The following is a 21,941-nucleotide window of genomic DNA, read 5'->3' on the forward strand; positions in this document are numbered from 1 at the left end:
GATACAAATTAACTTTTTATTTTGAGAAGATAGTCAACTACATTTTCGATAAATGCATCATGTTTTCTATCTTTTCTATAGGCAATATATAGTTTTCTAGTCATTCTACTATTCCCTATTCTTGATTCAAATAATGTATTTGATTTAAGTAATGAGTCAATAGCATTTCTTGAAACAATTGAAACTGTTGGTGTTCCAGTAATTTCAGAGTGTAAAACTGTTTGAATGATTGTTGTAGCACTTGTAACTTCACTTGTAATATCAAATTGGTCACAGTCTGGAAAATTCTCTTTATCAAGATTTTCTTTAAAAATCATTCTTGTATTTGAATCAGGATTTCTACAAACCCACTTGTAAGATAGTAAATCTTCAGGTTTAGCTCGTGCTGGAAGTTTTTGATTTGAAAATATTACAATCTCATCTTCCATCCATTCTCTATAAATAATATCATCATTAGTAATATAGTTTTCAACTAAGGCAATATCAATTTTTTTATCTAATAAATCTGCTATTGTTTTATGAGAAACAGAGACATTTATAGAGACATCATTATGAATATCTCTTTTTAATTGATTTAAAAATCGAGGAAGAATGTAGTTACCTATGATAAATGAAGCACCAAACATAAATGTAATATCTTTGTTCATTATTTTTAATAACTCTTTTTCACAATTACTTACAGTTCGTTCAATTTTTTGAGCGATGTTATAAAGCATTTCGCCTTCTTTAGTTACTTTGATACCATTTTTCTTTCTATCAAGTAATTGCACTTCTAAATATTCTTCTATGAATTTCATCTGCTGAGTAACGGCAGGTTGTGAAATACCAAGCTTAGCAGAAGCTTTTGAAAAAGACTTTTCTCTAACAACTGTTAAAAATGTATTTACTTTTGCAAAATCATTTAACATTGATTTAAAACCTTTAATTTTTATTGGCAACATAATAACATTTATTTTTAAACATAAATATTAAAGATTATAGTTTTATTTTATTTTTGATATAATAAAAACTAATTGGAGTTAAAATGTCAGAAATTTTTTTATCAGGTTTAAATGAATCACAACAAAAAGCAGCTAAACATATCGATGGATCTTTATTAATTTTAGCCGGGGCTGGCTCTGGTAAAACTAAAACTATCACAACAAGATTAGCATACTTAATATCAATAGGGATAGATCCTACTTCAATACTAACATTAACTTTTACAAATAAAGCAGCAACAGAAATGAGGGAGAGAGCTTACGCCATGATTGGCTCAAATATGAGCACTCCTCCAATTTTATGTACTTTTCACAAATTTGGTTTACTATTTCTAAAGTTTTATATGAGCGAACTAAATAGAAAGAATAACTTTATAATAATAGATACCGATGATAAAAAAAGAATACTAAGAACCATAGAAAAAGATATACCTGTTGCTATGCTAGTTTCAGAAATATCAAAATATAAAAATACACTATTGACTCCTACTCAAGTAAAAGCAGGAGCTGAACTTAAGATTTATCAACAAGTAGCAGATGTATATGAAAAGTATGAAAATTATTTATTAAAAAATAATTTAGTTGATTTTGATGATTTACTTTTATTGCCATATAAAATACTATCAAACAATGAATCATTGGCAAAAGAGACAAGTGCTAAATATCAATATATCATGGTAGATGAGTATCAAGATACAAATGAATTACAATATAAGCTTTTAAGACTACTTTGTATGACACATAGTAATTTATGTGTTGTGGGTGATGATGACCAATCTATTTATGGGTGGCGTGGTGCAACTATAAAAAATATTTTAAATTTTACAGAGCACTTTGAAAATACTTTAGTTGTAAAACTTGAAGAGAATTATAGATCAACAGATACAATACTTGACCATGCAAACCAATTAATAGAACACAATCGTGATAGATTAGGTAAAAGATTAATAGGGACAAGAGCAAAGGGTGATAGCGTAAGAGTTTATGAATCACATGATGAAAATGAAGAAACAAGAAAAATAATTGGAGATGTTAAAAAACTTTTAGATAGTGGAGTAAGAGGTAGAGATATTGCTGTATTGTTTAGAGTTAATGCCCTTTCTAGATCACTAGAAGAGGGATTTAATAAAGCTGGATTAAACTATAAACTTGTAGGTGGTATGAAGTTCTACGAAAGAGCAGAAATAAAAGATTTAATTGCTTATTTTAGAATTATTACAAATTCATATGATAACTTCTCTTTTAAGAGAATTATAAACAAACCAAAAAGAGGTATAGGAAAAACTACAGTTGATAAACTTGAAGCAAAATCAGTTGAACTTAAAAAACCTATTTTTGAAATAATTGATGAATTCTCACCTGATGAGTTAAGTGTTATTGTTGGAAAGAAAAATTCAAGAACACTAAAAGTATTTCTAGCATCAATTTTAGATTTAAAAGATACGCTAGAAGAGTCTAAAATGAGATTTTTAGATATTTTTGAAGATACTTTTGATTTTAGAGCTTCATTTGAAAATCTTCCAGATGGATTTGAAAGACAAGCAAATATTGATGAGTTTTATGGATATGTTAGGGATTATTTTATTCAAAATCCTCTTTTGGAACTGGATAATTTTTTAAATGAAATTGCCTTAGGAACAGAAGACACAGAACTTGAAAATGAAGCAATATCAATGATGAGTATACATGCTTCTAAAGGTTTAGAATATAAAAATCTATTTATTATAGGTATGGAAGAGGGTTTTTTTCCAATAGTTGGAGATGGAAGTGATACCGAAGAAGAGAGAAGATTAGGATATGTGGCATTTACAAGAGCTATGGATAATCTTACTTGTAGTTTTGTACACTCAAGATTTTACAAAGGAAAAAGAACTTCTTTATTAAAAAGTAGATTTTTAGCAGAATCAGGACTAATAAAAGGTTCACTAATGATTCAACAACAGTCATCATCATATAAAAAAGGTGATTTAGTACAACATAAAATTTTTGGGATGGGAAGAGTACAAAAAGCTGTAAAAGCTGGAAAAGACTTTAAACTTACTATTAATTTTGGTGGAACTAAAAGAGATATTCTTTCGTCGTTTGTAGAAAAAGCTTAAGAGTTACATGCAAAAAAGAATTTATAATAAAGAAGCATTAAATAAGTTAATTGTTGTAAATAAACCCATGTTTATGAGTTCAAATTCTTATTTAAACAGAATAAAAAGAAAATACAAAAATAAAAAAGCTGGATTTTCAGGGACTTTAGACCCTTTTGCAAAGGGATGTTTGATTGTTGCTTTTGGGCAATACTCAAAACTTTTTCAATTTTTTAAAAAGACTCCTAAAACTTATAGAGCAGTTATTTGGTTGGGGGCTATTTCTGAATCCTTTGATATAGAAAATATTACTTCTATAAATGAACATAATAAGTTAAAAGCCGATGATATAAAAAAAAAGATAAATGATTTACAAAGGGAGATAGAATATTATCCTCCAAAATTTTCTGCTAAAAAAATAAATGGAGAGCGAGCATACAATTTAGCCCGAGAAGGTAAAGATGTAGAGATGAAAAAAAGTGTCATGAAAGTTTTTGACACAAAATTTATTTCATATAATCATCCTTTTATCACTTTTGAAGCAAGAGTTAGTGAGGGGAGTTATATAAGAAGTTTAGCTCAAATCTTACTTGAAAAGTTAAGTTCAACTGGTACTTTGTCTTATTTGAATAGATTAAATGAAGGAGAGTTTTTTTATGAAAATGAAAAAGACTTAAATCCTTTGGATTATTTAGATATAAAACAGATAAATTATAGTGGTGAAAAATCATATTTTGAGCAAGGTAAAAAAATCTTGTGTGAATATTTGGATGAAAAAGAAGATGGAAAATATTTAGTAAAATTTGATGATTTCTTTTCTATAATTGAAATAAACAATAATGAAGTAAAATATATATTAAACAAGGTAATGATATAAATGAATATAAGCGCTAAATCATATGCAAAAGTTAATATCTTTTTAAAAATTGCTGGTAGTAGAGATAATTATCATGAATTAGTTTCTAGATTTGTAAGAGTAAAAAATTTATATGATACTATTACTTTTATTCCAGAAAATTCAACAAATGAGTTTAATCTTATTGGTGACTTTGGATGTGAAACACAAAAAAATACAATATATAAAGCATTTTTAGCTTTAAGAGATAATTGTCCAAAAATAGATGCTTATTTTAGAATTTATAGTATTAAAGTTGATAAAAGAATTCCAGAGTTTGCAGGACTTGGTGGTGGAAGTTCAAATGCTGCAACATTTTTAATAATGGCAAACAAACTATTTGATTTATATTATTCAAAAGAAAAACTAGCAAAAATTGGTGCAAAGATTGGTGCTGATGTTCCATTTTTTATTTATGAATATGATAGTGCAAATGTAACAGGTATTGGTGAAATAGTTGAAAAGTATGAAGAAGATGCACTTGACATAGAAATCGTAACTCCTAAAATTGAATGTAATACAGGTAAGATATTTGCATCATTTAGAGAGAGTTTTTACAAAGAGATTTCAAATGAAGAAAAAAGTAGACTTTTGAGTATGAGTTCAATAGATATTTTAAAACAACTTAATACATTTGAAGCAAATGATTTATATGAACCAGCATTGAAAAGTTATCCACAACTTGAAGATTATGGAAAAAAAGATTGGTTTTTTAGTGGAAGTGGAAGTAGTTTTTTTAAGGTGAAAAATAATGGCTAAGAAAGAAAAAAATATTAATTTAACATTTAAGAATAAAAAGGCATTTCATGACTATTTTATACTTGAAAGTTTTGAAGCAGGTATAGAACTTCTAGGAAGTGAAGTAAAATCTATAAGAGAAGGAAGGGTAAATCTAAAAGATTCTTATATAAGAATTATAAAAAATGAGGTCTTTGTTTTGAATATGCATATCTCATATTTAGAGACTACTCATGCCATGTATAGACCTGAAGAAACTAGACCTAGAAAATTGCTTTTACATAGAAAACAAATAGATAAACTTTTTGAAAAAGTAACTAAAGAAGGAATGACTGTAGTACCCTTAAAACTGTACTTCAATGCTAAAAACTTTGCCAAATTACAAATAGCCTCTGCACAAGGTAAAAAGCTTTATGATAAAAGAGCTGACTTAAAAGAAAAAAGTTTAAAAAGAGAATCAGAACAAGCAATAAAAAATTGGTAAATTTATCAATTCTTTTATACTTCTTTTATCAAAAAAATCTAAATAATCAAATTAGTTACTTTTAGTAATATTAAATGATTCTTAAAAAATATTACTAAACTAAAAAATAATGTTTAAGCTAATATTTATGCCTAATTCGTTAGTATCTTTTCATAAGTGACAGTTCTGTGACTTGTATAAAAAAATTAGTAGGAGGAGATTGATGCAAAACGGTGCACAAATCGAGTACGATTACTCAATTGCAAAAGCCTTTACATTTGCAACAATTCTGTTTGGTATCATTGGTATGTTGGTTGGTGTTATTCTAGCGTTCCAAATGGCTTTCCCACAGTTAAGTGATTTAGCTGGGGAATATGGTACTTTCAGTAGGTTAAGACCTTTACACACAAATGGTGTTGCGTTTGGTTTTACTATGAGTGGTATTTTTGCAGGATGGTATTACATCTCTCAAAGAGTTTTAAAAGTTTCTTTGAAAGAGTCACCATTTTTAATGTTTATTGGTAAATTACATTTTTTACTTTTCTTCATTACAATTCTTTTAGCAGTTGTTACACTATTAGCTGGTATTACAACTTCAAAAGAGTATGCTGAATTAGAGTGGCCTATAGATATCCTTATCACAGTTTGGTGGGTATTATGGGGTGTTGGAATTTTCGGATTGATTGGAATAAGAAGAGAGAGAACATTGTATATCTCAATTTGGTATTTTATTGCATCATTCTTAGCAGTTGCTATGCTACATTTATTTAACAGTATGGAAGTTCCTACTGCTTTATATTCTGGATATGGAGAATGGTATCATTCTGTTTCTATGTATTCTGGATCAAATGATGCATTAGTACAATGGTGGTATGGGCATAATGCAGTTGGTTTTGTATTTACTGTTCCAATTATTGCTTTAATTTACTACTTTTTACCAAAAGAGTCAGGACAAAATGTTTATTCATATAAGTTATCTATATTAGCTTTCTGGGGATTAATGTTTGTTTATTTATGGGCTGGTGGACACCACCTTATTTATTCAACTGTTCCTGATTGGATGCAAACTATGGGTTCTGTTATGTCTATTGTTTTAATTTTACCATCATGGGGATCAGCTATTAATATGCTTTTAACAATGAAGGGTGAATGGCAACAATTACAATCTAATACATTAATTAAATTTATGATTTTAGCATCTACTTTTTATATGTTATCAACAATTGAAGGTCCAATTCAATCAATTAAATCAGTTAATGCAATTGCTCACTTTACAGACTGGATTCCAGGACATGTACATGATGGAACATTGGGTTGGGTTGTATTTATGATTATGGCAGCTTTATATCATATGGCTCCAAGAATGTATGGTAGAGAGATTTATTCTAAATCGTTAATGGATACACAATTTTGGTTACAAACTACAGGTATCGTATTGTACTTTACATCTATGTGGATAGCTGGTATTACACAAGGTATGATGTGGAGAGCATATGATGAATATGGTTCATTAGTTTACTCTTTCATAGATACAGTAAATGTATTAAAACCATACTATACAATTAGAGCTGTTGGTGGATTATTGTACTTAATTGGTTTCTTTATGTTTGCATATAATATGTATAAAACGGCAACTGCAGGTAGAGTTCTTGATAAAGAACCAATCAACGCAACGCCAGTAGCTGCATAAGAAGGAGGAATTATTATGTTTCATTGGTTCGAACAAAGACCGTTTTTCTTTGCGGTATTAGTATTTATATTTATAGCATTTGCAGGTATAGTAGAAGTTATACCAGATTTTGCAAAACAAAGTAGACCTACAGTAGGTACAAAACCATACTCAATATTAGAGTTAACAGGTAGACATGTGTATATTAAAGATTCATGTAATGCTTGTCACTCACAATTAATTAGACCATTTAAATCAGAGACAGATAGATATGGTATGTATTCATTGTCAGGTGAGTATGTATATGATAGACCATTTTTATGGGGATCAAAAAGAACTGGTCCAGATTTAATGAGAGTTGGGAACTATAGAACAACAGATTGGCATGAGAATCATATGATGAATCCTGCATCTGTAGTACCAGGTTCAATAATGCCATCTTATGCTCATGAGTTTACAAATATGGCAGATATAGAGACTGCATATGGAGAAGCTGTAACAGTAAAAGGTGTGTTTAATACTCCTTATGATGTAGATTTAAATGGAGATGGGAAAGTTGATGTTCCATTAGGGACTTTTGAAGAGGCAAAAGCAGAGGCTTTAAAAGAAGCAAAAGCGATTGCTGCTGATATGAAAAATCAAGCTGTAAAAGATGCCGTAGCAAACGGTCAGATTCCTGAGATTGTAGCGCTTATCGCGTATTTGAATTCTTTAAAATAAGAGGTTATTATGAGTCATGAAGAACTGGTTGATTTACAAGGGTATTTGAAATTCTTTCTTTTACTTGTAGTATTTATTATATTTTATTCTTACGCTTACTCTATATATAAAAGAGACAAAAAAGGTAAGAGAGATTTTGAAAAATATTCAAACTTGGTACACGATGATTCAATTGACTCTGAACCTCTTGAAGATAGAAACAACAATTTAGACGAAAAAGAGAAGGAGAAATAGTATGAAATCTATGGTAATAGGTGGAATTATTCTTATCGTCGCTTTATTAGCAGGAACTTACTTCGTTGCAGGTGATGCTTTTAATAGTGATGATTATATCAATAGTTTAACAATGCTTGGAGCAATTGCAATTCTTACAATTACAGTATTTGTTGCTCTTAAGTATATTAATCAAATGAAAAATGATACTGCTGGTGGTGATCTAGCAGAAGAAAAATGGGATGGTATTGGTGAGTATAAAAATCCAATTCCTACAGGTTGGGGTTTAGCATTTATTGGAACAATTGTTTGGTTATTTTGGTACATGACAATTGGTTATCCAACAAATGGATTCTCTCAAATTGGTCAATGGAATGAAGAAACTATTGAATTTAATAAAAAGTTTGAGTCAAAATGGGAAAACCCATCTAATGAAACTTTAACTGCAATGGGTGAATCAGTGTTTTTAGTACAATGTTCTCCTTGTCATGGTGTTGATGCAGAAGGTATTAATGGAAAAGCTCAAAACTTAACAAAAAGAATGTCACAATCTTCAGTTGAGTATGTGATTAAAAATGGTGCAAATAACCTTAAAACAGTATATCCAGGTGGTATGCCTCCAATGATGTTAACAGATGAAAAAGATATTAAAGATGTATCTTCATATGTTGCAGGTGGATTTAAGGGTGAACAACCAGCTGCATTTGGTGTGTGTGCAGGTTGTCATGGTGCAGATGGAAAAGGTATGGCATATGTTGCTCCAAATATCAGAAACTATACAGCAGATTTAATTTCAGCAGTATTAGAAAATGGTAAAAAAGGTGAAATTGGTCAAATGCCAGCATTCAAAGGTAGATTAAATGCTACTCAAGAAAAAGCAGTTGCTGCTTATATTAAAAGTTTAGGAGAGTAATATGGCTAAAAATTCTCAAATGAACGATAACGAGAGAGGTCTTTTTGCTCTTAGTGGAATTACAGGTATGTTGATTGCTACAGTTTTATTACTGTCAATTCTTGCTTTCTTAACAATAAATGCAATAGGTGTTCAACAGAATGAAGCACAAAACTTCTATAAAATCAACCAAGACTTAAATGGTCTTAAAGCTAATAGTCCTGATAATTCAAGTCAGTACGAGCTTGTTGGTAAAGTGAAGTAAGGAGTAAACAATGGATAAAATTATCGGACTATTATTATTAGGTTCAGCTTTACTTACTGCCTATTTATCATTCTTTGATTCTTCAAGAATTTTTGTAGGATAAATGAAAGCTTTCAATATCTTAAAAATAGCAGTGTTATCACTGCTATTTTTTTTAATCCCACTAAATGCAAGCATAAATAAGTATGTATTATCAGACGATGTTGTCATTGATCCAAGAACAGCACAAAAAATACTTGAAATCGGATCTGAAGTAAAAAAGAAAACAAATGTAAATTTGTATGTATATGTAAAAACTGATTTAGGAATAGATAAAAATATACCTATAAAAGAAAAAATGCAATTAATTAAAAAAGAAGAGACTGAATTAACTTCAACTCTAAGTAAACCTTATGCAGTATTAACAATAGCAGTGGAACAAATGCATGTTAATCTATTAATGTCTGAAAAACTCAAAAGTATAATTAATAAAGATGATATTCTAGATGGTTATGTTGTGCCATTACTTGCTTCAAAAGATAAAAATACACTTTTTACAAAAATTAGTGCTGCTGTACTAAATGGATATTCTGAAATGGCTGATGATGTTGCACATGCCAATGGAATTGAAAAACTTGAATCAGGAATTCCAAGTTCAGGTAAAACAGCTGGAACAATTTGGAAAGTATTTATGTATACTTTAGTTATACTAGGTGTGTTTTTATATACTTTTGCAGTATTGAGATCAAAAAAGAAAAAATAGGTATTAAATGAAAAAAAGAAATTATTGGCCGTTATTTTTTATAGCTATATTTACATTTACATTTTCAATGGTAATTTGGACCGTTATGTCAGCTATAAAAACACCAGTACATGAGGATAAATCATTTTTAAGTTCATATCATATTATGGATGTGGAGTTTAATGATATAGTTGATTATAATGAAAAGTTTTCTAAAAAATATAATCTTAAAATGAAAATAAATGATAAAGAGTTTGACTCTTTAGTATTAAATGATGTCTTTTTATCACAAAGAGTGATTGACCAAAAATCAATGCACAAAGATATTTTTAAAAAAGGCATGAACAATATCTCTTTTGATTTAACAACTAAAGATGGAGTAAAAGTTCCAAATTTTAAAATTAGTTTTAAAGTTACAAGAACTACAAATAGTTATTCTGACATTGATATAAACAATGATGAGAAGAAGAATGAAAAATTTACTTTCAATTTAGAAAAAGCTGGTAATTGGAATATTACTGGAATACTTGACACAAATGATGGAGAAAAAGGTTTCTTTTATATAAAATCAAATGCTACAGACAAGTAAAACACTTATAGTATTTCCAACTTCTAGGGCTATAAGAGAATCTATAAAAAGAAGAAGCAATGAGAACTTATTGCTTCCTTCTTATTTAACAATCGATGAATTCTTAAAAAAATCCATATCCATAAAAAATAAAAAATATATTGATGAAGAGCAAAGATTTTTATATTTAAAAGATGCTTCAGATATTAAAAATCTTAACAAACTTGGTATTTCAAATAATTTCACCTCATTTTTAAAACAATCAGATTATTTATTTAGGTTTTTTGGCGAATTAGCTGCTGAAAAAGTTTCAATAGACAGTATTGATGAAGTTGATACTTATGAGTACTATAAAGAACATATAGCTATATTAAAAGAGATTTACAATAACTATGTAACAATACTTGATACAAATAATGTTATTGATAAAATAAATCTTCCTAATAATTATGAACTTAATCAAAACTTTTTAAATAGATATGAAAGCATAGAAATATATTTTGAAGGATATTTTACAAATTTTGAATTAGAAATTATATTTGAAATATCAAAATATACTAAAATAATAGTTAATCTATTTTCAAATAAATACAATCAAAAATCAATACAAAGTTTTATAAATTTTGGTTTTGAATTAGAAGAAGGTTATGAATATAAAATCGATTTAACAAACAAATCTATAATAGAAAAACAAAAAGAAATATCAAACTTGAAAAATACAAAAGCTATTGCATTTACAAGTAGAATAAATCAAATAGCTTTTATAAAAGAATCTATAATAGATGCAGTAAAAAGTGGAATAAAGCCAGAAGATATAGCGTTAATAGTTCCTGATGAAAAGTTTGTAGAGATACTAGAACAATTTGATGATGAGCAATATTTTAATTATGCTATGGGTAAAAGTATAAATAATAGCAAAATTTATAAAGTAGTAAATTCCATATACTCTTATTTAAATGAAAATGAAAGAAAAACAAAAGAATCAATAGAGTTTTATAAAATCAATTCTGAAATGATTGATAGTATTAAAAAAATATGGAATAAAAAACTAGATAAGATAAGTTTTGATATTCTAATTGAATATTTAAAATCAATAGAACACAATAAAGAGTTAATAGAAAAATTTGATGAATTAACTTATAAATTAAATCACCTATTTTTTAATAGTTCTCAAAATATACTTTTCAAAGAAGCTGTAAAAATACTTATTCAAAAAATACAAAAAATAACACTTGATGACATTAACTCTGGACTTATTACTGTAATGGGTTTATTAGAAACTAGAGCTGTTGAATTTGAAGCAGTTATAATCTGTGATTTCAATGAGAACTATATACCAAAATCTAGTATTAAAGATAAATTCTTATCATCAATTATTAAAAAAAGAGTAAAACTTCCCACTCAAAAAGATAGGGAGAATTTACAAAAATACTACTATTATAGATTGATGAATAAAGCAAAAAATCTTTATATTTCATATACTCAAAATGAGACTATGCAAGTAAGTAGATTTGCTGATGAGTTGTTTAAAGATAAAATCAACTCATCTACAAAAGATAAACAATACAAACAAATACTTTATAAAAACAGATCAATAAATCATTTTAATGAAAATATTGAACATGAGATTGATTTATCAAAACAAGAATGGTCAGCTACTTCACTTAAAAAGTATTTAGAATGTAAAAGAAAGTATTACTTAGAGTATATATGCAAAATAAAAGACCATAACATAAGCTTAAAGCCAAAAGGTTTTGAATTGGGAAGTATGGTTCACAAAACATTAGAAAATGCATATAAGAGCTTTGAGGTGCAAAATATTAATTATGAGATTATAAAGTCACTCTTTGAAAAACAGATGAATGAAAATCCCTTTTTACTTTTGGATAAAGAAATATTTTTAAGAAAATTAAATACTTTTGTAGAGTTTGAAAATAAAAGATTTGAAGATAAAAGTTTGAGTGTATTAGAAATAGAAAAAGACTTTAAATTTGATTACAATGGAATAGTTTTAAAAGGAAGTATTGATAGAATTGATAAACAAGATGATAAGTATTTACTCATAGATTATAAAACATCAGCAAGTCTAAAAATTGATAGTGTTAAAACTTATGAAAATAGTGTTGACTTTCAATTGGAATTTTATTATTTAGCTTGCTTAGAACTATTTGGATATGACAATATTAAAGCTTATTATTATGATTTAAACAATTCAAAACTGCTTGAAGAAGTTGTTTTATTTGAAAAGTTAGAGTTACTTAAAAATATATTTATAGAGCTAAAAACAAAAAAAGTAAACTTTGAAAAATGTGAGAAAACATCAACTTGTCAGTACTGTGAATTTAAAACTATTTGTGATAGATAAAAGTACAAGATAATTCTTGTACTTTTATCTTGCAGTTGCTATTAAAACATCTTCAATCATTTTTGTAATATCTCCATCCAATATTGCTTCCACATTTGAATATCCAATATTACTTCTTGTATCTTTTATTTGTTGATATGGTTGCATTACATAAGATCTAATTTGATGTCCCCAACCAATCTCACTTTTTTCAACGCCATCTTTTATAGCTTGTTGTTTTTCTAATTCATATTCATAAAGTCTAGATTTTAACATCTTCATGGCACTTGCTTTATTTTTATGTTGAGATCTATCATTTTGACACTGTACAACTATATTTGTAGCAATATGAGTGATTCTAATAGCACTTTCAGTTTTATTAACATGTTGCCCACCAGCACCACTTGATCTATATGTATCTATTCTTATATCTTTATCTTCAACAACAATATCAATATTATCATCAATTTCAGGACTTACCATTACAGATGCAAATGAAGTATGTCTTTTAGCATTTGAATCAAAAGGAGAGATTCTAACAAGTCTATGAATACCATTTTCTGCTTTTAAATATCCATAGGCATTTTCACCTTTTATGATAAAAGATACATCTTTTAATCCAGCTTCTTCCCCATCTTGATAGTCAAGTACTTCTATTTTGAAATCCATTCTTTCAGCCCATCTAAGATACATTCTATAAAGCATACTAGCCCAATCTTGAGACTCAGTTCCTCCAGCTCCTGGGTGAATAGAAATAATAGCATTAGATGAATCATCAGGATTACTTAGCATTACTGATATTTCAGTAGATCTTATAAGATTGTCTAACTCTTCTGCTTCTGCATGAAGTAATTCAAAAGTGTCTTCATCTTTTTCATCTATTGCCATCTCATAAAGTTCATTTGTACCACTTAAAGACTCATTAGCTTTATTAAATTTAGATAATTTACTCAATATTCTATTTTTTTCAATACCTATTTTAGTAGCTGTTTCAACATCGTTCCAAAAGTCTTGAGAAGATTCTAACTCTTCTATCTCTTTTAATCTTGATTTCAAAACATCAGGTTTGAGTATATCTTTTATATTTTGAAGTTTTTTATTTAATAATTTTAGTAATTCAGAATACTCATAACTATCCACTTATTTTTTTGCCTCATCTTTATTTACTGATTTTAAATAAACATAAATATTTTTCAAGTCATCTTGACTAGTAATAGTTGCATAAGGCATCATAATAAATGCTTGACCTCTATTATATGTTCCAAGATTATAATCTCTCATTGCCATAGTAAAATCATCAAGAGAAAGATCCCTCAAAGGTCTTGAAGTTCCTCTTGCTTCTATTTCACCTTTTTCACCATGACATTGTTGACATTTTGCTATATATCTTTGTTTTCCTGAAACTGACATTGCATAGTTTCTTTTTATTATCGCTTCCTTTTTAGCTGCTTCTTCTTTATCTGCAAGTCTATTCATAATTTGTTTTTCTAATTTATCAATGTCAAAATTACTAACTTTTTCTTCTTTTTTGAATACATAAATATAGTTGTAGCCATTTTTTGTATCTGTAATTTTTATGTCATTTACATTCCAACCCTCATTTTTCATTTCAGAAGGTGATTTTTCTCCTGCACATAATCCCCCGTCAAGTTTTGTATTTTCAATAGTTGACATAGATTTGTGATTTTCTTTAAAGCACATAGTTGTTTGTGCATAAAGTGACATAGTTGTAAGTACTGTAAAAGTAAGTGCTGGAATTAGTTTTATCATTAGTTTATATCCTTTTTTTTAAAAGGACATTTTATCATAAAGTTTCTTGAGTTTTTATTTATAAAAAAAGGTTAGAAGCAAAGCTTCTAACCTTTATGTTTAGTAGTTTATTATATATTTCTAATATTAGAAAGAATATACAATGTTAAGTCTACCTCTTGTACCTTTATCAGTTTTTGCATCACTATCAACTTGACCAAATCTTACATAATATTTGAAGTTTTTAGCCACAGAATGTGTTGCTTGTAATACCCACTCGTCTGCATCAGAGTTGTTAACTGAGTCAATTGTAAATATGTTATAGTTAGCAGAAAGGTTAATTGAATCTGTAACATCTACATTAACATTGATTTTTGTTAAATCAGCATCATCTTTACCATTAAGAGTTAATCCCCAACCTTGGAAACCAACTTCTGCATCATCATCACCATGTAATGCAACACCTGTAGCTTTTACACCAGTTGCATTGTTAATGTCATTAGTCATACCATAATCAAGACCAAATCCAACGATACCAATTTTAGCTTTTGCACCTAATTTAAATAATGATTCAGTATCTGCACCATCTTGATCATGTTTTACAGCTGAGTATCTAGCATATAAAGAAACTACATTGATTTTAGCACTTGCACCTAAAGTATAAGCTTGGTGTCCATCATTACTTGAGTCATTAGCTTCTGCAGCATCTAAATACCATGCATCTAAAGCAACTGGACCAACGTTAGCCATTACACCTAAACCTGCAATTGCTTCTCCACCAGTGATTAAGTTAGTATTTTGTAAATAAGTACCAGCAACAGTTACAGGACCAGCATTAACAACTGCAGTTAAACCATTACCTGTATTTTCATCACCAGTTGAATCAGCTTGAACTGCAAATGGAGATGGAACAGCTTGTTTACCAGCAATAAATGTAGTATTAGCAAGACCTGTATATACGAAGTTTGCTTGAGTTAATGCAAAAGTAGCATTGATATCTGAAACACCAGAATCAATTGATGCCATATCATTACCAGTACCAATAATTGTTTTACTTACAAAAGTAATATCATCAGTTACATTTGATTTAGCAGTAATTGCAATTTTGTATTTACTTTGTGTAAAGTTATTTTTATCTGATTGGTCATCATTACTTCTATCATTATATTGGTATGCAACTGTACCAGATACATCTACACCTTTGATAGCTTCTTCTAAAGGTTTTGCGTTAGCAGTAGTTAAACCAGCTACTGCAACAGCAGCTACTAAACTTAATTTTACGAATTTTTTCATTTGATCTCCTGAAAGGGTTATTTTTAAATCAGTTCCTCGGACGCGCGAACAATCTTCTTGTATAAATACTTGAAAGATACTTTCCGATTCACCGTTGCGAAAATTTTACATGCTTTAAAATTAAAGTTTTCTTAATTTCAAGGTTTTTGAGTAATTTAATCTATTATTTTAAGTTTTATTTATAAAAAAGCCATATTTTATAGGCTTACGCTTACTTTACAATTGGATAAAATATCTGGTTTTTTGATAGTTATATTTAGTTTTTTTATGGAATATTTATCTTTTAAGCATTTTTTCAAATTTAAAAGTGCATCTTCTATCAACTCAAATTTATTTTTTTTCATTAGATTTTCAATATCTAATGCTACTTTTGAGTAATCAATAAATTCAGAATTTATGAAGTTATATGAAAAAGAGCAGTTTATTATAACTCTTTGCTCTTTTTCTCTTTCGAAGGGTAAAATACCAATTATGCAATCAAAAGTAAGGTCTTCAATTTTTACTTTCATTAGACAGCTTTTAGTTCTTCTTTTTTGATAAGTCTTACGATATTTGGAATATGTTTATAAAAAATTATAAATGAAATCAAATACATAGGTGCATTTGAGCCTACTGTTAATCCATTGTTAAATACAATTGCTGCAATTATTACAGCAATCAGTCCTAAAAGAGATGATAAAGAAGAGATTTTTAAAACTTTTGCACAAAATCCCCAAACAATAGCACCAATAAGTGTTGGAATTGGAATTAGTACTAAAAATACTCCAAGTCCAGTTGCTACTCCTTTTCCACCCTCAAGCCCTAAATAAATACTATAACAATGACCAACCACAGCTAACACAGCAATTGTCCAAAGTGTAGCTTCACTTACTCCGAAAGCCTGTGCGATAAGAAGAATGATTGTTCCTTTTATGGCATCAAGAATAACAGTTGCAAGACCTAGTTTTTTTGCTAAGTTTGGGTTTGTCTCTTTTACTACTCTTAGAACATTTGTCGCACCTATTGATTTACTTCCATGCTCTTTTATATTTACTCCTGCAAAGGTTTTTGCTAAGAGTAAACCAAAGGGAATAGAGCCTATTAGATAAGCTAAAATATAAAAAATAAGATTTGTATTTAAAAAATCCATTATGACCTCAATTAATTTTTTTGATTATGTTTAAATGGATTATAACAAAAATTTTGTTATATTCCCGTTAAATGTTAAATATTATAAACCTAAGGGTAAATTTTGAATTTAAAAGATGAAATAATAAAATTAAAAGAAGAACTTGATGTTACTTTAGTCGCTCACTTTTATCAAAGAGATGAAGTGTTTGAGCTAGCTGACATCACAGGGGATTCTTTAGAATTAGCTAAAAAAGCTATGGAAACAAGTAGTAAGTATATCGTATTTTGTGGTGTTGGATTTATGGGTGAGAGTGTAAAAGTTATGAGTCCCGAAAAAAGAGTTCTTATGCCAAAAATTGCCTGTTGTGCAATGGCTAGAATGATTGATGTGGATTATTTTGATGAATCATTAGCCAAATTAAATGCAATGGGTGTTTCAACTGAGGAACTTCTTCCTATTACATATATAAACTCAAGTGCAGCAGTAAAAGCTAGAGTTGGTGAAATGGGTGGTATGGTCTGTACTTCTTCAAATGCTTATAAAATCATTGAAAAAGGTTTGAAATCTGGTAAGAAAATATTTTTTGTACCTGATAGATGTTTAGGACAAAACTTTGCAAAAAGTTTAAATCTAAAATCAACTGTTATAGGTGATGGAAGTGATCCAAAAGAAGCTGATATTATTTGTTATGATGGTTTTTGTTCTGTGCATCAACTTTTTTCAACTGATGATATTGAGTTTTATAGAAATAAATATCCAGATATCTTAATTGCAGTTCATCCAGAGTGTGATCCAAAGATTTGTGATATGGCTGATTTTGTTGGTTCAACTTCTCAACTTATTACATATATAAAAGAATTGGATCCTGAACAAAAAATTGCAGTGGGAACTGAGTATAATATGGTAAATAGATTAAGAGATAAAAATACATATATATTAAGCTCAACTAAACCAGAATGTCCAACTATGAATGAAACAACATTGCAAGATGTTTATAATTGTTTAAAAGAGATAAAAGATGGTAAAGAAGTATTTTCAAATGAGATATTTGTAAATGACAATGTAATCAAGTGGGCAAAAGTAGCACTACAAAGGATGTTTGAAGTATGATTAATATTAAAAAGTTTGTAAAAAATGCTATCATTGAAGATAATGGTAGAGGGGATTTATTCTTTGATGTTGCTCCTAAGGGAAGATTTACAGCAAAAGTTATTTCAAAAGATGATGGTATTTTAGCTGGTGAAATTTATGCAAAAGCTTTGTCAAAAACTGAGAAATTTGATTGTAAATTTTTAAAACATGATGGCGAACAAATTAAAAAAGGTGATATTATTGCTAAACTTGATGGAAAAGCAGCAGTTTTACTTTCATCTGAGAGAACATTTTTAAATATGCTACAACATGCTTCGGGAATAGCTACTATGGCTAATTCTTATGCTTCTATAATAAAAGATTTAGATGTAGTTTTACTTGATACTAGAAAAACAAGACCACAACTTAGAGATTTTGAAAAATATGCAAGTAGAGTAGGAGGTGCAATTAATCACCGACTTGGACTTGATGATTGTCTGATGTTAAAAGATACTCATCTTCGAACAATTATTAATCTAAAAGAATTTATTCAAAGAGCAAGAAAAAGAATCTCTTGGGTTACAAAAATAGAGATTGAGTGTGAAACCTTGTATCAAGTAAAAGATGCAATGGAAGCTGGTGGTGATATAATTATGTGTGATAATATGACACCAGATCAAATACGAGAAGTAGTAAAATATAGAAATGAAACTCATCCTCATATAGTTTTAGAAGCTAGTGGGAATATTAATTTAAAAACTGTAAGAGAGTATGCTTTAACAGGAGTTGATGCTTTAAGTTCTGGAAGTATTATTCACCAAGCAACTTGGTTAGATTTTTCTATGAAATTTGATTAGTGGTTAACTTTTGATTAGTGTTAGTATGTTAGGATTAAAATGATTTTAAAAAGGAGAGTATTTGAGTAAAGATTTTATAACAAACAATAAAGTAAATACAGCTTCTTTCGTGAGTGCTTTAAAATTAATTGAGAATTCAAAATATATTTTAATAATCACTCATGTAAATCCAGACCCTGATACTATTTGTTCAGGACTTGCACTTTCAAATTATTTATCTGAAAATAAAATCAAGCATAAAGTTTTTAATGCTGGGAAAAATCTTCCTGCAAAATGTGATTTTATAAAAAGATATGAAAAAATAACAAACCAAATTCCAAAATTTTATGATTTGGTTATTTCTGTTGATTGTGGTACTTCAAATAGATTTGGAATAACACTTCCAGAGGATATACCTTTGATAAACTTTGATCACCACAAATCAAATGATGATTTTGGAACAATTAATATAGTAGATATCAATAAGTCTTCAACTTCTGAAATAGTATATGATTTTTTTAGGTTTAATGGATTGTATATTACAAAAAATACAGCAGAAGCACTTTATGTGGGAATATATGATGATTCATTGGCTTTTACAACACCTAGATGTGATGAGTTTACTTATGAGAAAATTAATTTTTTAGTTAAATGTGGAGCTAGTCCTGTTTATATTGCAGATAAATTTATAAAAAGGGATTCTTTAGCAAAATATAGGATTTTGCCTAAGATTTTCAATAGTTTAGAACTTCTTGATGAAGGCAAAATTGCAACAATATATGCAACAAAAGAGTGGTTTGAAGAAAGTGGGGCAACAACACTTGAAACAGAAGTTGCACTAGATATGGTTTTAAATATTGCTATTGTAAAAGTAGCGATTTATTTTAGAGTTGTAAATGATAAAGTTAGAGTCTCTCTTAGATCAAAAGAGAAAATAGATGTTTCAAAAGTAGCTTCTACCTTTGGTGGAGGAGGGCATTTAAATGCCGCAGGTTGTGTTATCCAAACTGATGATATATTTGAAGCAAAAGAGATTATATTAAAGGAAATTCTTGAGAAATAAAAGTAGTTTTGGGAAAGTAGTATTATTTATATTTATAATAGGTGCCATTGTAGCTGGTTGTTTTGTTTATTTATCGCCTATGTTTGAGAAAAATCCCCCGAAAGTAGATTTTAAAGATAATATATATTGGAATTTAAAAAGCAAACTAAACCTTGGTATTAGTGATGATAGCGGTATAAAATTTTATAAAGTGATTTTTAAAGATGGAAATAAAGAGATAGTATTAGATTCAAAAGTGTTACTAGAACCAGAAAAGAATATCAACTTAGAATTAAAATCACCAGAACTTGATATGTTCTTTAAAAGTAATGATGTTGAAATAATTGTTGAAGCTGTGGATAGTAGTAAATGGAATTTTTTAGAGGGTAATAAAGTTATTGAGACTTTTCATCTAAAAATTGATAGAAAAAAACCTGTAGCTTCAGTTGTAGCTAACTCTTTTGCAGTTAGAAGAGGTGGAAGTGCTTTAGTTATAGTAAAAGTTGAAGATGAAAATTTAAAAGACTCATATATTACATTTAACAATGAGCAAAGATTTGATTTAATTCCTTTTTATAAAGAAAACTATTATGCAGCAATAATTGCTTGGCCAATAAAAATAGAAAAATTTAATATTGTAAATTTAATTGCAATTGATAAAGCTGATAATAAATCAATAATAAAAGTGCCTTTATACATAAGAAATAGAAAAGATGATAAATCTAATATAAAAATTAGTGATGCATTTATTCAAAATGTAAGTACAAAAGTTTTAGAACAAAGTGGAAAAGATGTACCTGATAATTTAGCTGATGTATTTTTAAAAGAAAATGAAGTATTAAGAAATCAAAATGTGCAAAAAATAGAAGAAGTATCTAAAAAGTTTATGGACAGAGATTTAGTAAGTGGTTTTAATCTTATTCCTTTTAAAAGATTAGAAAACGCTGCAACTGCTGGAAGATTTGGACAAGAAAGATCATATTATCACAATAGTAAAAAAATAGATGAAGCTTGGCATTTAGGAATTGATTGGGCAAGTGTAAAAAAAGCTGATATTTTTACTACAAATAAAGGTAGAGTGATATTTAATGATTATTTAGGAATTTATGGTAATGTTATTATAATAGATCACGGATTTGGTTTACAATCACTTTATGCACATACAAGTTCTTCAAATGTAACTGTAGGTGAAGATGTTAAAGAAAATCAAAAAATCGCAAATACTGGTGCTACTGGTGCTGTTTTAGGAGACCATTTACACTTTGGTGTTTTAGTTCAAGGTTTAGAAGTAGATCCTTTAGAGTGGATGGATAAAAATTGGATTAAAACAAGAATTACAGATATCATAAGTGATGCAAAAAAGGTAATAGATAGCAAATGAAACAAAGAACAATAGCAAAAGCAGTAGAAATAGTTGGAATCGGACTCCATAAAGGTGTTCCTGTAAAAATGAGATTAGAGCCTTTGGAAGCTAATCAAGGAATAATCTTTTATAGGTCCGATGAAGCTTTGACAATTCCTCTAAAAATAGAAAATGTTGTTGATACAAAAATGGCAACAGTTATTGGAAAAGATGGAGTTGTTATTTCTACTATTGAACATCTTTTGTCTGCTGTTTATGCTTATGGGATTGATAATTTGCGTGTTGTTCTTGATAATGATGAGGTTCCAGTACTTGATGGGAGTTCATCTGGGTATTGTATGCTAATTGATGAAGTTGGAATAAAAGAGTTAAGTGAATCAAAAAAAGTAATTAAGATAAAAAAAGAGGTTGAAGTTACAACTGAAGATGGTAAAAGAGTATCTTTAAAACCTTCAAATCACATTGTTTATGATTTTTCTATTGATTTTGAAAATCCAGTAATAGGACAACAAAATTATCACTTTGATTATAGTATAGATGAGTACAAAGAAAATATCTCAAAAGCTAGAACTTTTGGGTTTTTACATGAAGTACAATATTTAAGAAGTATAGGCTTAGCTCAAGGTGGTAGTATGGAAAATGCTATTGTTGTGGATAATGACAAAATCTTAAATCCAGAAGGATTGAGATATGAAAATGAATTTGTAAGACATAAAATTCTTGATGCAATAGGTGATATGTCACTTTTAGGTTATACATTAATAGGTGAGTATGATGCACATGCTGGAAGCCATCACTTAAATCATCTTTTGACAAAAAAAGTTTATGAATCAGAAGAAAATTATGAAATTTTAGATTTAGAAGAAGCACAAAAAGAGAGTTATGTTTTCCAAAAGGCATATGCTTTAGTTGATGCTAATTAAGGGATTA

The 21,941-nt window shown here is 28.5% G+C and carries 23 protein-coding genes; 17 read left to right on the forward strand and 6 right to left on the reverse strand.

All coding sequences use genetic code 11. The features are described from left to right. Positions 1 to 8 precede the first annotated feature (8 nt). Positions 9 to 908: a LysR family transcriptional regulator gene (locus LXN10_RS08860; protein WP_375722679.1), complete on the reverse strand. Its 900-nt coding sequence runs from the start codon at positions 906 to 908 to the stop codon at positions 9 to 11. A gap of 116 nt (positions 909 to 1,024) precedes the next feature. On the opposite strand from LXN10_RS08860, the gene LXN10_RS08865 reads away from it, so the two are divergent. The 12 genes from LXN10_RS08865 to LXN10_RS08920 all read left to right on the forward strand — a co-directional run bounded on the left by LXN10_RS08865 (position 1,025) and on the right by LXN10_RS08920 (position 12,567). Continuing rightward, on the forward strand, positions 1,025 to 3,079 hold the full coding sequence (locus LXN10_RS08865) for an ATP-dependent helicase (protein ID WP_375722680.1): 2,055 nt from the start codon (positions 1,025 to 1,027) through the stop codon (positions 3,077 to 3,079). Between the two features lie 7 nt (positions 3,080 to 3,086). After that, the gene (truB, locus tag LXN10_RS08870) at positions 3,087 to 3,935 is read left to right on the forward strand and encodes a tRNA pseudouridine(55) synthase TruB (RefSeq protein ID WP_375722681.1); all 849 of its coding nucleotides are present in this window, start codon (positions 3,087 to 3,089) and stop codon (positions 3,933 to 3,935) included. Then, positions 3,936 to 4,712: a 4-(cytidine 5'-diphospho)-2-C-methyl-D-erythritol kinase gene (locus LXN10_RS08875; RefSeq protein WP_375722682.1), complete on the forward strand. Its 777-nt coding sequence runs from the start codon at positions 3,936 to 3,938 to the stop codon at positions 4,710 to 4,712. Then, positions 4,705 to 5,175: an SsrA-binding protein SmpB gene (smpB, locus tag LXN10_RS08880; RefSeq protein ID WP_258238740.1), complete on the forward strand. Its 471-nt coding sequence runs from the start codon at positions 4,705 to 4,707 to the stop codon at positions 5,173 to 5,175. The genes LXN10_RS08875 and smpB overlap by 8 nt, the downstream gene beginning before the upstream one ends. Before the next feature lie 202 nt (positions 5,176 to 5,377). Further along, positions 5,378 to 6,844, forward strand: coding sequence for a cytochrome-c oxidase, cbb3-type subunit I (gene ccoN, locus LXN10_RS08885; protein ID WP_375722683.1), 1,467 nt, complete (start codon positions 5,378 to 5,380; stop codon positions 6,842 to 6,844). Between the two features lie 15 nt (positions 6,845 to 6,859). Further along, positions 6,860 to 7,543, forward strand: coding sequence for a cytochrome-c oxidase, cbb3-type subunit II (gene ccoO, locus LXN10_RS08890; RefSeq protein ID WP_375722684.1), 684 nt, complete (start codon positions 6,860 to 6,862; stop codon positions 7,541 to 7,543). Between the two features lie 9 nt (positions 7,544 to 7,552). After that, positions 7,553 to 7,777 (forward strand): CcoQ/FixQ family Cbb3-type cytochrome c oxidase assembly chaperone, encoded by a 225-nt coding sequence (locus LXN10_RS08895; RefSeq protein ID WP_129100434.1) that lies wholly within the window; start codon positions 7,553 to 7,555, stop codon positions 7,775 to 7,777. Between the two features lies 1 nt (position 7,778). Further along, a complete protein-coding gene (locus tag LXN10_RS08900) occupies positions 7,779 to 8,669 on the forward strand; it encodes a c-type cytochrome (RefSeq protein WP_375722685.1) in 891 nt (296 codons plus the stop codon). Position 8,670: 1 nt separating this feature from the next. After that, entirely contained in the window at positions 8,671 to 8,913 is a 243-nt protein-coding gene (locus tag LXN10_RS08905) for a DUF4006 family protein (protein WP_375722686.1), read from the forward strand. Between the two features lie 103 nt (positions 8,914 to 9,016). Beyond that, positions 9,017 to 9,655 carry a hypothetical protein gene (locus LXN10_RS08910; protein WP_375722687.1) on the forward strand — a complete coding sequence of 213 codons (639 nt, stop codon included), beginning with the start codon at positions 9,017 to 9,019 and terminating at the stop codon, positions 9,653 to 9,655. A 7-nt stretch (positions 9,656 to 9,662) separates the two neighbouring features. After that, a complete protein-coding gene (locus tag LXN10_RS08915) occupies positions 9,663 to 10,223 on the forward strand; it encodes a hypothetical protein (RefSeq protein ID WP_375722688.1) in 561 nt (186 codons plus the stop codon). Then, a complete protein-coding gene (locus LXN10_RS08920; protein WP_375722689.1) occupies positions 10,207 to 12,567 on the forward strand; it encodes a PD-(D/E)XK nuclease family protein in 2,361 nt (786 codons plus the stop codon). The genes LXN10_RS08915 and LXN10_RS08920 overlap by 17 nt, the downstream gene beginning before the upstream one ends. 24 nt (positions 12,568 to 12,591) lie before the next feature. Here the strand turns inward: LXN10_RS08920 and prfB are convergent, their stop codons facing one another. From prfB to plsY, 5 genes are all read right to left on the reverse strand, one after another. Beyond that, positions 12,592 to 13,686 carry a peptide chain release factor 2 gene (gene prfB / locus LXN10_RS08925; protein WP_375722690.1) on the reverse strand — a complete coding sequence of 365 codons (1,095 nt, stop codon included), beginning with the start codon at positions 13,684 to 13,686 and terminating at the stop codon, positions 12,592 to 12,594. Beyond that, entirely contained in the window at positions 13,687 to 14,316 is a 630-nt protein-coding gene (locus LXN10_RS08930) for a hypothetical protein (protein ID WP_375722691.1), read from the reverse strand. Positions 14,317 to 14,442: 126 nt separating this feature from the next. Continuing rightward, a complete protein-coding gene (locus LXN10_RS08935) occupies positions 14,443 to 15,588 on the reverse strand; it encodes a porin (protein ID WP_375722692.1) in 1,146 nt (381 codons plus the stop codon). Positions 15,589 to 15,785: 197 nt separating this feature from the next. Further along, positions 15,786 to 16,097, reverse strand: a complete 312-nt coding sequence (locus LXN10_RS08940; protein ID WP_375722693.1) for a dihydroneopterin aldolase — start codon at positions 16,095 to 16,097, stop codon at positions 15,786 to 15,788. Further along, on the reverse strand, positions 16,097 to 16,717 hold the full coding sequence (plsY, locus tag LXN10_RS08945) for a glycerol-3-phosphate 1-O-acyltransferase PlsY (RefSeq protein ID WP_375722694.1): 621 nt from the start codon (positions 16,715 to 16,717) through the stop codon (positions 16,097 to 16,099). The genes LXN10_RS08940 and plsY overlap by 1 nt, the downstream gene beginning before the upstream one ends. A gap of 102 nt (positions 16,718 to 16,819) precedes the next feature. On the opposite strand from plsY, the gene nadA reads away from it, so the two are divergent. The 5 genes from nadA to lpxC all read left to right on the forward strand — a co-directional run bounded on the left by nadA (position 16,820) and on the right by lpxC (position 21,934). Next, on the forward strand, positions 16,820 to 17,809 hold the full coding sequence (gene nadA / locus LXN10_RS08950) for a quinolinate synthase NadA (RefSeq protein ID WP_375722695.1): 990 nt from the start codon (positions 16,820 to 16,822) through the stop codon (positions 17,807 to 17,809). Next, complete coding sequence (gene nadC / locus LXN10_RS08955) at positions 17,806 to 18,627, forward strand: carboxylating nicotinate-nucleotide diphosphorylase (RefSeq protein ID WP_375722696.1); 822 nt, start codon at positions 17,806 to 17,808, stop codon at positions 18,625 to 18,627. The genes nadA and nadC overlap by 4 nt, the downstream gene beginning before the upstream one ends. A gap of 61 nt (positions 18,628 to 18,688) precedes the next feature. Beyond that, positions 18,689 to 19,669 (forward strand): DHH family phosphoesterase, encoded by a 981-nt coding sequence (locus tag LXN10_RS08960; protein WP_375722697.1) that lies wholly within the window; start codon positions 18,689 to 18,691, stop codon positions 19,667 to 19,669. Further along, a complete protein-coding gene (locus LXN10_RS08965; protein WP_375722698.1) occupies positions 19,659 to 21,029 on the forward strand; it encodes a M23 family metallopeptidase in 1,371 nt (456 codons plus the stop codon). Before LXN10_RS08960 ends, LXN10_RS08965 begins: the two co-directional genes overlap by 11 nt. Then, positions 21,026 to 21,934: a UDP-3-O-acyl-N-acetylglucosamine deacetylase gene (gene lpxC / locus LXN10_RS08970; protein WP_375722699.1), complete on the forward strand. Its 909-nt coding sequence runs from the start codon at positions 21,026 to 21,028 to the stop codon at positions 21,932 to 21,934. Before LXN10_RS08965 ends, lpxC begins: the two co-directional genes overlap by 4 nt. The last annotated feature ends 7 nt before the right edge of the window (positions 21,935 to 21,941 follow it).

Origin of the sequence: Arcobacter iocasae, from assembly GCF_042214795.1 — a bacterium.
GTDB classification, from domain to species: domain Bacteria; phylum Campylobacterota; class Campylobacteria; order Campylobacterales; family Arcobacteraceae; genus Arcobacter; species Arcobacter iocasae.

Coding starts and splice junctions, on each gene's coding strand:
- LXN10_RS08930 (WP_375722691.1), bottom strand. CDS start 14,316: ATGATAAAACTAATTCCAGCACTTACTTTTACAGTACTTACAACTATG.
- LXN10_RS08860 (WP_375722679.1), bottom strand. CDS start 908: ATGTTAAATGATTTTGCAAAAGTAAATACATTTTTAACAGTTGTTAGA.
- truB (WP_375722681.1), top strand. CDS start 3,087: ATGCAAAAAAGAATTTATAATAAAGAAGCATTAAATAAGTTAATTGTT.
- LXN10_RS08920 (WP_375722689.1), top strand. CDS start 10,207: ATGCTACAGACAAGTAAAACACTTATAGTATTTCCAACTTCTAGGGCT.
- LXN10_RS08875 (WP_375722682.1), top strand. CDS start 3,936: ATGAATATAAGCGCTAAATCATATGCAAAAGTTAATATCTTTTTAAAA.
- LXN10_RS08905 (WP_375722686.1), top strand. CDS start 8,671: ATGGCTAAAAATTCTCAAATGAACGATAACGAGAGAGGTCTTTTTGCT.
- LXN10_RS08935 (WP_375722692.1), bottom strand. CDS start 15,588: ATGAAAAAATTCGTAAAATTAAGTTTAGTAGCTGCTGTTGCAGTAGCT.
- LXN10_RS08910 (WP_375722687.1), top strand. CDS start 9,017: ATGAAAGCTTTCAATATCTTAAAAATAGCAGTGTTATCACTGCTATTT.
- lpxC (WP_375722699.1), top strand. CDS start 21,026: ATGAAACAAAGAACAATAGCAAAAGCAGTAGAAATAGTTGGAATCGGA.
- ccoO (WP_375722684.1), top strand. CDS start 6,860: ATGTTTCATTGGTTCGAACAAAGACCGTTTTTCTTTGCGGTATTAGTA.
- LXN10_RS08915 (WP_375722688.1), top strand. CDS start 9,663: ATGAAAAAAAGAAATTATTGGCCGTTATTTTTTATAGCTATATTTACA.
- LXN10_RS08940 (WP_375722693.1), bottom strand. CDS start 16,097: ATGAAAGTAAAAATTGAAGACCTTACTTTTGATTGCATAATTGGTATT.
- plsY (WP_375722694.1), bottom strand. CDS start 16,717: ATGGATTTTTTAAATACAAATCTTATTTTTTATATTTTAGCTTATCTA.
- ccoN (WP_375722683.1), top strand. CDS start 5,378: ATGCAAAACGGTGCACAAATCGAGTACGATTACTCAATTGCAAAAGCC.
- LXN10_RS08865 (WP_375722680.1), top strand. CDS start 1,025: ATGTCAGAAATTTTTTTATCAGGTTTAAATGAATCACAACAAAAAGCA.
- nadC (WP_375722696.1), top strand. CDS start 17,806: ATGATTAATATTAAAAAGTTTGTAAAAAATGCTATCATTGAAGATAAT.
- LXN10_RS08895 (WP_129100434.1), top strand. CDS start 7,553: ATGAGTCATGAAGAACTGGTTGATTTACAAGGGTATTTGAAATTCTTT.
- smpB (WP_258238740.1), top strand. CDS start 4,705: ATGGCTAAGAAAGAAAAAAATATTAATTTAACATTTAAGAATAAAAAG.
- LXN10_RS08900 (WP_375722685.1), top strand. CDS start 7,779: ATGAAATCTATGGTAATAGGTGGAATTATTCTTATCGTCGCTTTATTA.